This is a genomic window from Rhizobacter sp. P3_B12, assembly GCF_056402895.1.
In genome coordinates this window covers 1-10,066 of the sequence record NZ_JBFUGN010000130.1, presented here as the reverse complement: position 1 = coordinate 10,066, position 10,066 = coordinate 1, and the positions used below count along the sequence as shown (strand labels likewise).

4 protein-coding genes are annotated in these 10,066 nt (G+C 67.7%); all 4 read right to left on the bottom strand.

Annotated features, from left to right (window positions below; translation table 11 throughout):
- Window positions 1-200: 200 nt before the first annotated feature.
- Window positions 201-671, bottom strand: a complete 471-nt coding sequence (locus AC1D01_RS09880; protein WP_477865868.1) for an SMI1/KNR4 family protein — start codon at window positions 669-671, stop codon at window positions 201-203.
- The gene (locus AC1D01_RS09875) at window positions 668-1,066 is read right to left on the bottom strand and encodes a hypothetical protein (RefSeq protein ID WP_477865867.1); all 399 of its coding nucleotides are present in this window, start codon (window positions 1,064-1,066) and stop codon (window positions 668-670) included. The genes AC1D01_RS09880 and AC1D01_RS09875 overlap by 4 nt, the downstream gene beginning before the upstream one ends.
- Window positions 1,044-5,723 carry an RHS repeat-associated core domain-containing protein gene (locus tag AC1D01_RS09870; protein ID WP_477865866.1) on the bottom strand — a complete coding sequence of 1,560 codons (4,680 nt, stop codon included), beginning with the start codon at window positions 5,721-5,723 and terminating at the stop codon, window positions 1,044-1,046. Before AC1D01_RS09870 ends, AC1D01_RS09875 begins: the two co-directional genes overlap by 23 nt.
- A gap of 98 nt (window positions 5,724-5,821) precedes the next feature.
- Window positions 5,822-10,066, bottom strand: a 4,245-nt coding sequence (locus AC1D01_RS09865; RefSeq protein WP_477865865.1) for a hypothetical protein, incomplete at its 5' end; no start/stop codon positions are given.

Here is a 10,066-nt window from a genome sequence, read left to right as displayed (position 1 = left end):
ACAGGCCGCCGACGACGTAGGCCGCCGCCTTGCCGCTGCGGTAGGCGGTGCTGCCGGTGTCCACGGCGTGGCAGAGGGCTGGCAAGAAGAGGATGGCGGCCGCAGCCGTGCGTGCCAGTCGCGCTTCGCGCAGCTTGGCCCGCACCAGGCTCGGAATGTCAAAGAAGTTGCTCATGGCGGCATCGGTCCTTGCCTTTCGGTCAGGCCAGTGCCTGCGACAAGAAGCGACTCAGCGACGGCGCAACCCGTTGCAACCCCTCTTGCGGGTAGTCGCCGCGGCCGGCAAGGTCATGACGCACGCGAACCACGGGCGGGTCGTCGCCGGCCCCGCGCAGATCGAGGAAGTAGGGGTTGCCCGAGCCGGACTCGCAGGCGCCGATGGGAAGGAATCCCTTGCTGGCAACGGTCAATCCCGGCTCGAGATCCTGCATCTCCTCGACGATGCTCTTGGGTGTCAGCCACTCGAAGGAGACACCGCGCCCCGACTCGTCGGCCTGCACCCCCAATTCGAGGTAGCTTCCGATCAGCCGGTAGTCGGCCATCGCCGCGACCAGCCAATCAGGCAGGAGGTGCGCGGGAACTTGCGCCTTGAGTTGCGCCAGTTCGGCCTGCGTCGCCTGCCGTCCGTCGAGCTTCGATGCGACCTGTTCCAGGACAGTGCGGAGTGTCATTTCAATACCTTTGCCAGTGGCCCGTCTTTCAGGGCTTGAATCGAGAACCCGGGACGAAGCCCCTGCGCCAGGCGAGCAATGCGCGTCCCGTCCACCGTGACGTCCGCGTGGTCGCCGCTCCACTCGACCTGGATCTCGTTGCCCGTCTGCGGCAACGGGAACAACGGCGCGGCGACGGCATAGCCGACCGGGTTGGCGAAAGGCGCCAGGCCGCGGTTTCTCCACTCCGGTTCCAGCGGCGCCTCGCAGCGGTTGTAGAGCCACACGTCCCCACAAACCACCCCATCGGGATCGAGCAGGTACGCATACGCCACCCGCCCGTCGTCCTCGACCAGGACGGCACATCGCCCCTGCGCGTCGGCGAACCTGCGTTCAAAGCCCTTCGAAGCGACCACTGTCCCACTCCCTGGCCCAGTACTCGAATCTTTGCTTGTCCCATGCACTTCCATGATCGACCTCCGAAGGCGATTGGCCCGTGTTGGAGTGGTTCTTGCCGAAGTTGCCCTTGCCGCGATGCTCCGTCCGCGTCATTTCGTCGAGCGGGCTGTCGGGCTTCTGTCCGCGGTGATGGAGTTCCACGGAATGGCCGTCATCACCTTTGGGCGGATCACCTCGTTTTCGAGGCGGTGCGGTCAGCTTGTCGTTCGGGATCTTGCTTCCGGGTGCGGGACACGAGGCCCCGCCTTCGGACGCCTCGGCATCGGCCTCCTCTTCCTTCTCCTTGTCGTCGTCCTTGGCCGGCGTGGGGTCCTTGAACAGTATCGAGTCGAGCCAGTTGCCCAGCGCCATCCCGGCGGCCCGTCCGGCATAGCCGCCGGCAATGCCGCCGATGACACCTCCACCCGGAGGGAAGATGGCCTCGCCAACCACCGCCCCGCCGATCCGTCCGCCGACGCCGCCGACGCTTCCGAGCACGTTGCCGAGCGCGCTCAGCCCATACGGATCGATCAGTTGCAGAGGATTGCCACCGATGTAGACGTAGGGGTTCAGCCCCCCATCCAACCCGATCGGGTCGCGCTGGATGTAGCGCCCCGATTCGACGTCGTAGTAGCGATGGCGGTTGTAGTGCAGCCCCGTCTCGGCGTCGAAGTACTGGCCGGCCAGCCGCAGGTTCGACTCGATGGTCGGCCGCTCGACGGTGGCGGCCGGCGTGGTGATGCTGGCACGGCCGAACGCGTCATAGCTTGCGGACCAGACAACCCGCCCGGTCTTGTCCGTCGCCTGGATCGGCGTGTTCAGGTGGTCATGGTGGTAGTACGCCACCATGGCATCGCCGTTGCTGTCCCGTGTCTTGATGAAGAGCAGGCCGGTGCCGAAGAGCGCATCGGGGCGCGGTCCGTACTGCGTGCGGATCTGCGGCGCCGCGCTGGCGCTCACACTCTCGTCCGAGCCGAGCACGATGTCCTGCGTCGCTTCGGCAATCAGCCCTTCGTCCGCATGGAGGTAGTAGCTGCGCCGCGCCGGGGCGAGAGGGGTTCCGTCGAGCGCGCGGAATTGTTCCTTCCAGACGCGGCGGCCGAAGGCGTCATACCCGTAGCGCGCGACCAGGCGGTTGGCCTCGTCCCGCACCTCGACCAGCCGATTGCTGCTGTCGTAGCGGTAGTTCGTGGCCCGCCCGCTCTGCACCTTGCGGATCAAATTGCCGGCGTCGTCGTAGCCATACTGCGCGGCATCGCCGCGTTGCACGAGGCGGTGGTTGGCGTCGTAGGTCCACGCACCGGCCACGGCCGAGTGCGCGGTTCGGTTCGCCAGCGCATCGAGGGCAAAACTCTCGGTGGTCTTGCCCGCAGAACCGCCCGCGTCCCGGCTGTCCTGGGTCAGGCGGCCTTCGTCGTCATAGACGTAGGTGTGGCTCACCGTGGAGCTGGCGCCACCGTCGGCATCGGTGCGCTCCACCTGCTTGAGCTCGAGCTGTTTCCCGAAGCTGTTCTGCAGGCTCAGCGTGGTCTGCTGGCCCGGCGTGCGCGTGGCATTCGTCTGCAGATTCAGAAGACCGTCGTACGTCTTGTTCTGCACGGTGCCGCCCGGCAGCGTGACCTGCGCAGGCGCCGTCCAGCGGAACTGGTTGACGCTGATGCTGCCCTCGCCCGGAACGGTCACTTCCTCCAGTTCGCCGTGGCTGCTGTAACCGTAGCCGATCGTGGTGCCGTCCGCCCAGGTCAGCTGGGTCTTCCTGCCGGCCGCGCTGTAGGTGTAGCCGTAGCTGAGGGTGTAGTCCCCGCCGCCGGGCGTCGGGTAGGTCACGGCTTCCGAGATCTTGCGGCCGCCATCGTCATAGCCGAGGCTCGCGCGCACGACCTGTTGTCCGGACGGAAGCGTGGCATCGGTCTCGCTCCAGGCCACGAGCTTGTTGCCCAGCCACGTGTAGGCGACCGTGCGCAGCAGGCGACCGTCAGCACCCTTGCGCAGGATCTGCGTGATGCGGTCAAGACCGTCGTAGGTGTACTCGTCGGTGTTGCCCAGCCCATCGACACGCTGACGCACGTTGCCGACCTCATCACGAACGAACCGCGTGACCTGGCCGAGCGGCAGGGTTTCCCGGATCAGCCGATCGTTGCGGTCGTACTCGAAGACGGTCGCGTTGCCGGACGCGTCGGTCAGCCGGATGAGGTTGCCGCGCACGTCATAGGCGGCACGCGTGGTCGCTCCCAGCGCGTCCTTGGCCGTCAGCAACTTGCCGAGGGTGTTGTAGGTGTACTGCCGCGTCTTCCCGTAAGCATCGGTCTCGCTGACGATGCGTCCACCCTTGTCGTAGCTGCGGCTGCCGGTGGACTGCTCCGGCCCGGCGGAGTTGGTGTGCAGGAATGACTGGTTGGTCGGACGGCCCAGCAAGTCGAACCGCGTGTCGCTGGTGAATGTGGGCAGCTTGACCTGTGTGGGCTGGTCCAGGCTGCCCAGCCGGCCGCCTTGGCTGYCGTCCGGGATCTGATAGCTCAGGTCGGCCGCATTGCCGCGGCCATCGGTGACCCGGACAAGCCGCAGCAGCGCGTCGAACTCCAGTTCGATGCTTTGGCCGTCCTCGTCGCTGACGCGTGTCGGCCGGCCCTGCAGGTCGTACTCGATCCGAGCCGTTCCACCCGCGGTGTTGGTGGCCGACTGCGGGCGGTTCATGGCGTCGTAGCCGATGCGCAGCGCCTTGCCTCGCGCGTCGGTCTGCTCCGTCAGGTTGCCGACCTTGTCGTAGGCATAGGTGTACTGCTGACCGGCCGCATCGGTGGCCCTGACGAGATTCCCGGCGGCGTCGGTCTCGTACGCCATCACGCGGCCGAGGGCGTCGATCACCTGCGCAAGGTGGCCTCGCCGATCGAACACGAAACTGGTGACATGTCCCTCGGGATCGGTGTTCTTTCGCAACTGCCCTTGCGGGTCGAACTCGGYGGACCAGACCGAATCGGCCGTGACGGTTCCATCGGATTCGGTGCGCCCCTTGCGCGTGACCTTGGTCGTCTGGCCCAGGGCGCTGCGTTCGTACTCGATGACGCTCTCGTCGAGTGTCGCGGCCGCAAGCGTGGTCTTAAGCAGGTTGCCGCGCGCATCACGCTGGTATTCCGTCCTGGTGCCGGCCTCGTCAGTCTTTTCGGTTCGCGTGAGGTTCAGTGCGGAATAGCCGTACTTGACCACGCTGCCGTCTGGATTGACGACCTCGACGGGCTGGCCGAATTCGTTGCGCGTGGTGCGCGTGCTCGAGCCCCGCGCGTCGGTCACGCTCTCCGAGCGGGTGCCCGTGTCGTAGCGGGCTTCCGCGCTTGTCTGTCCGTTGAAGCTGCGGCGCACCAGCTGGCCGACGCGGTTCTGCGTGACGTCCTCGACGCGCCGGCCCGCGGCGGTCTCCGGCCCGGTGATCTTGCTGACGAACTGCTTGTTGGTGTCGTCGTAGTCGAACTCGTAGTCGGTGACGCCGCCGTCCGGCGCCGTGCGTCTCTTGACGACCTCGCCAGCGTAGATGAGCTGCTCGACGCGCCCTTCCTGGTCCGTGATCTTGACGACGTGGTTGGCGATGTCGTAGTCGTACTTGAGGACATTGCCCCGCACGTCAGTGACCTGCGTCAGCCGGTTGCGCTCGTCGTAGGCGTACTTGACGGAGCGCGATGGCAGTTCCTGCACCACGCCGGCGATCGGATAGTCGCGCAACTCGGTGACCAGCTGACCGGTGTAGTGCAGCGTGAACAGCACCCGCCCATTGGCGTCGACCACGCCCCGCAGCGTGCCGCCGGCGTCGCGCACCAGCCAGACGGTGTTGTTGTTGCGGTCGCCGTAGGCCACCACCTGGCCTTGCGTGTTGTAGTCGATCCATGCACCGGAGCGGTCGATCCAGCGGAAGCCCTTGTCGTTGGAGACAGCCGCCAGTGCGATACGACCACTGGCCAGGGCGCCCACCGAGGCGGGTGCCTGCTGAAGGACGGCCCGCTTCTCGAGCACCGTGCGGTTGTTGAAGGCGTAGCGACCGTTCTCGCCTAGATGCAGTTCGTTGATCCGCCGCACGCCCTCCATCGACACGGCGCCGCTGGCAGCGCTGCTGCCCGCGCACAGGCTGGCAAAGTCCACACTCACGCGCACCGCAGCGGCGTAGTCGCTGCTCGCGTCACCCATCACGCGGTTGAACGGCGTGCTGCGCAGCGGGATCATCGGACCCGCGTCGCGAAGACCCGTGCTGACCTCGATCGCCGCATACGTCGGCTGCCAGTCCTCGTCCACCCAGACCCAACAGCCGTCCCCACCGCCGCCACTCATGCTGACGGTCCCGCGCGGTGCCGGCGTGTCGAGGACCACTCCCGAGGCGCCGCTGCTGCCGGAGGAAAGATTGGGGCTGGAGTCCTGGGTCTGGCTGCCGGTCAGGTTGTTCCAGCTCTGCGACAGGCTTTCCCACTGGGGATTGAATTTCCACTCCTGGCCGTTCCAGGATCGCACCCAGCGCACCGATCCGACGGTGCTGCGCACCTGCAGATCCTCGACACTGAGGTTGGCGTAGCCATTGGGCGCCGTGACGATCAGCCCATTCGTGGAGTCTTCGGCCTTGGCCGCACCGGCGCCACCGACGAGCAGCAGCACCATGGCTGCGCCGCCACTGCTGCGTGCCAGCCACCGGCACAACGCTGCGAATGACCCCCACATCCCTGCACCCGATGCATGGTGGTTCATGCGACTGCCCGTCATCCGTTGCATTGCTGCGTCCCTCCCTTGGGAACAAACACGCACTTCTTGCCCTTCATCTTGATCGGCGTGCTGGCTCCGGCGCCACCCCAGCCGCCGCCACCCCCTCCGCCGCCCCCGCCGCCACCACCACCGCCGCCCCCACCCCCACCGCCACCGGCCGGGCACGAGCTGTTGCTGACCGAGAACCACGACATCGCGGAGCCGCAGCTGGATTGCTGCCCGTTGGCGCACTGGAACTTGCACGCCACCGAGAACTGCGTGCTGTAGCTGTAGCACCCTCCGCCGCTGGCCGTGCCGCTGCTCGCCGCCTGGTCCAGCGGCTGCAGCGCCACCACGCGGTACGGGATGGTCACGCGCTGCTTGGCCTCGAGCGAGGTCGGCACGTCGACCAGGAACTCGTAGCGGAAGAAGGCGTCGCTGGCCGGCAAGGTGCGCACCACGCTGTCGGCGCGCACCAGCCCGAAGTTGGTCAGGCTCAGCTCGCCGTAGTACACGTCGCCAGCGTTCATCTTCGGCAGGTTCACGCTGGCCGGCTGCAGCACCACCACCGCGRCCGGAACATCGGTCTCGAAGGTCGCGTTCAGCGTGATGTCGTAGCGGTCCTGGATGGTGATCTCGCGCACGCTCCACTCGACCGTGATCAGGTTGTAGTCGAGGAAGACCGACTGGTTGAACGTGATGCCCGGCTTGACGATCAACCGCCCGCCGATCTCCTGGTGGTTGGCCGCCGTCGCGCGGAACTTGTAGCGGCCCGCCGGCAGGTTCTGGAACAGCGCCTCGCCGACCGCATCGGTCAGCAGCTCCTGCGTGACCGTCACCACGTCCTCGTTCTGCACCGTGATGCGCGCGCCCGCCAGGCCCGGGATCAGGTGGCCCTGCTTGTCGACGGTGGCGGTGTAGAGGTCGGCCGCCTTGAACAGCACGTTGCCCTGCCCGCTCTGCGTGACGCTGGCATAGACGTTCAGCGATTGCGTCGCGACGTTGTCGCCCTGCACGTTCAGCCGGAACTCGTACACGCCCTCGGCCAGCGTGGCCGGCGGCGTGAACGCGATGTCGACCGAGCGCTTGTCGCCCACCGCCATCGTGCCGTCGGCGCGGCTGGCGATCGACACCCAGCCCGGTGCCGCCGAGCCATCGGGCCTGGTGAGCGTGAAGCGCAGGTTCAGCGCCTCCTGCAGGCCCTTGTTCTCGACCAGCACCGATTCGGTCTCGCTGCCGCCCTGCGCCAGCCCGGTCTCGACGAAGCTCGGGCTCGCGGTCAGGAAGGGCTTGGCCTCGGACAGCGTGTAGTTCACCGTCACCTGGCCGATCGACGACAGCGGGTGCTCGTCGCTGACCACGTTGAAGATCAGCGAACCGCTCGGCTGCGCGTCGTTGTTGGCAACGAAGCTCACCGGCACGTTCAGACGCTGGCGTTCGGCCAGCGTCACCGGCGACGGCAGCTGCACCGTGATGCCCGCCGGCAGCTGGCCGGTCGGCTGGCTCGCCGCATCGAGCGTCAGCCGCAGGTTGGCCGCCGAGGTGCCCGGCCCGGCCTGCGCGAAGAACGGGATGCTGAAGGCATAGCCGCGCGGCACGTCCAGCTTGTACGGCGTCGGGCCGACCGTCACGCGGTTGATCGTGAAGGCCTTCTGCTCCGGCCGGTCGGTGATCTCCGGATGCACCGCCGACACCTTGTACAGCCCGGAGTCGGTCAGCGTCGGCTTGAAGACGTAGGCGAACTGCCCGCTGCCATCGGTCAGCACGCTGAACACCCGCTCGAAGCCTTGCTGGTTCAGCACCAGCTTCAGGCGCGTGTTGGGCAGCGGCACGTTGCCGCGGCGGTCGAGCGCGCGGCCGGTGATGGTGATGTCCTGGTCGCCGAACGAGCTGATCGGGCTGACGTCGCTCACCTCGCCGTAGTAGGCGGTGTCGAGCAGCGACACACCCTTCTCGGTGCCGCGGCCGGCGATGCTGACTTCGTCTTCCTGGCCGGTGTGGTAGCGCAGCTTGTCGACCTCCAGCCGCACCGCGATGTTGTTCGGGCTGCCGCCCGGCACGTTCAGGCTGAAGCTGTCCGAGGTGTAGCTCGAGCCCGCCGCGATGCGCGCCACCGTCAGGCCGCTGGTCAGCGTCAGCACGTTGGCGCCCAGCGCCTGCTTGTAGGCCTGCGTCGCCAGCACGTTGCCGTCGCCGTCGACGATCTTGAAGCGCAGCTCGGACGAGTCGTTGTTGCCGCCGTTGGTGGCGGTCAGCAGCTCGATGTCGACCTCGCTGGTGTTCTCGATCGTCAGGCGCAGCTTGCCGGTGCCGCCGCGCGTGAACTCCTCGGTCGCCATGCCGACCACCAGGCTGCCATCGATGACGTCCAGGCTCTCGTTGCGGCTCAGCTTGACCACCTCGCCGTCCTCCGGCGCGATCTCGACGCCCACCTGGCCGGCTGCCAGAGACGGCATGTCGCCATAGCCGCCGACGATCACCGGCACCAGGCGCGTCTCGTTGGCGGCCAGCGAGAACAGCTCGGACTTGTGGTCCTTGAACTGTGTCGAGTCCTTGTTGACCGGCACGCGCACCACGGCACGCACGCCCGCCAGCACGCCGGCCGAGGTGTTGGCCACCTGCACCTGCAGCTTGTTCATCACACCGCGCTTGACCGGCAGCCCGCCAGCCACCTGCGCCGTGACGGCCGGCAGCAGCACGACGCGCGGCAGCTCGACGCCGTTGGCATCGACCGTGGCCACGGTGTAGCGACGCTCGCCGCTGGTGTAGCCGGTGTCGGTGAAGCGCGTGGCGGTGGTCGGGCTGCTCGTCAGGCGCACGCGGCTCGCATCCGGGCCCACGTACACGTGGTAGCCGGCGACGCTGCCGTTCGGCGCGTTCCAGCTCAGCACCGGCAGCTCGTTGCCCAGTTGCTCGACCTTCAGGTCGCGCACCGGCAGCAGGCTGGCGTTCAGGTAGGCCGAGTTCGAGATCGCCGATTCGTTGCCGGCCGCGTCGACCGCGGTCACGACATAGGCACCTTGCGACGGCGACGGGCTGGTGTCGTAGGTCACCGGGTTCTTGATGCGCGTCTTCAGCGGCACCAGGCCCTCGATGCTGCCGATGCTGGTGCCCGAGGCGCGGTACAGGTTGTAGTAGTCCACCGTGCTCGCAAGCGGCGGCTGCCAGCTGGCGTAGATGCCCTGGCCGGTGAGCTGCAGCGCCAGGTTCTGCGGCGCGCCCGGCGCGGTCGCGCTGGTCACCACGTCGACGGCGGCGCTCTGGCCCGACACCGACTCCTGGCCGTTGGACTGGCGCACCGAAGCCACGGCGTAGCGGTACGTGCCGTCCTGCGGTGTCTGGTCGATGAGGTCGACCCCGCCGGCACGCACCAGCGGCTGCAGTTCGGCCTGGCCCGGGCCCTGGCGGTACAGCTGGTAGCTGGCCGCGCCATCGACCGCCTGCCAGTTCAGCTTGACCTTGCCACCCGGCTGCGCCTTGGCCGTGAAGCCGAAGGGCACGTTCAGCGGCGGCAGGTTGCCCTGGTAGACCTGGAAGCGGTTGAAGGCCGTGACCTTGTTCGACACGTTGTCGAGGTCGTCGATCGCCTGGCTGCTGAAGACCAGCGTCTCCGGCCCAGCCTGGCCGCCGTCGGACGGCAGCGTGAAGGCGGCCTGCCAGGTGGTCGCGTTGAGCTGCGTCAGCGCACCCACCGCGATCGGCGAGCGCACTGGGCCCGACAGCAGATAGCTCACTTGCGGGGTCGCGCCGTTCTTCGGCGCCTTGCTGAAGCTGAAGCTGGCCTGCAGCACCGGGGCGCCGTCGTTCTTGATCGGCGACGACGGCGTCAGCACGATGCCTGACAGCGCCGGGCCTTCGGTGTCGATGCGCAGCGTCGCGCCGGCATCGACGTCGGTGCCGCGGTTGCCGACCAGGTCGCGCGCCGAGAACAGCGCGTTGGCGACGCCCGACGCGGTGTTCGCGTCGACGACGATGCTGCCGGCGTAGGTCTTGTCGCCGGTCTTCGCCAGTTCCACCGGCAGCGGCGTGCCGCCCTGCGGCACGATCGACAGGTACGGCGTGGCCTGCAAGGCCTCGGTGACGGTGACCACCAGGTTGACGCGGCCCTGGCCGATGCGGCCGGTGGCGGCATCGACCTTGCCGAGCGGGGTGTAGACGATGGAGACGGCCTTCGGCGCGGTGCTGTCGGACAGCGCCTGAACCTGGTTCGTCGGCAGCGACGGCGTGCCGGCGGCGTTGACTGCGACGACGCGGTAGTACCA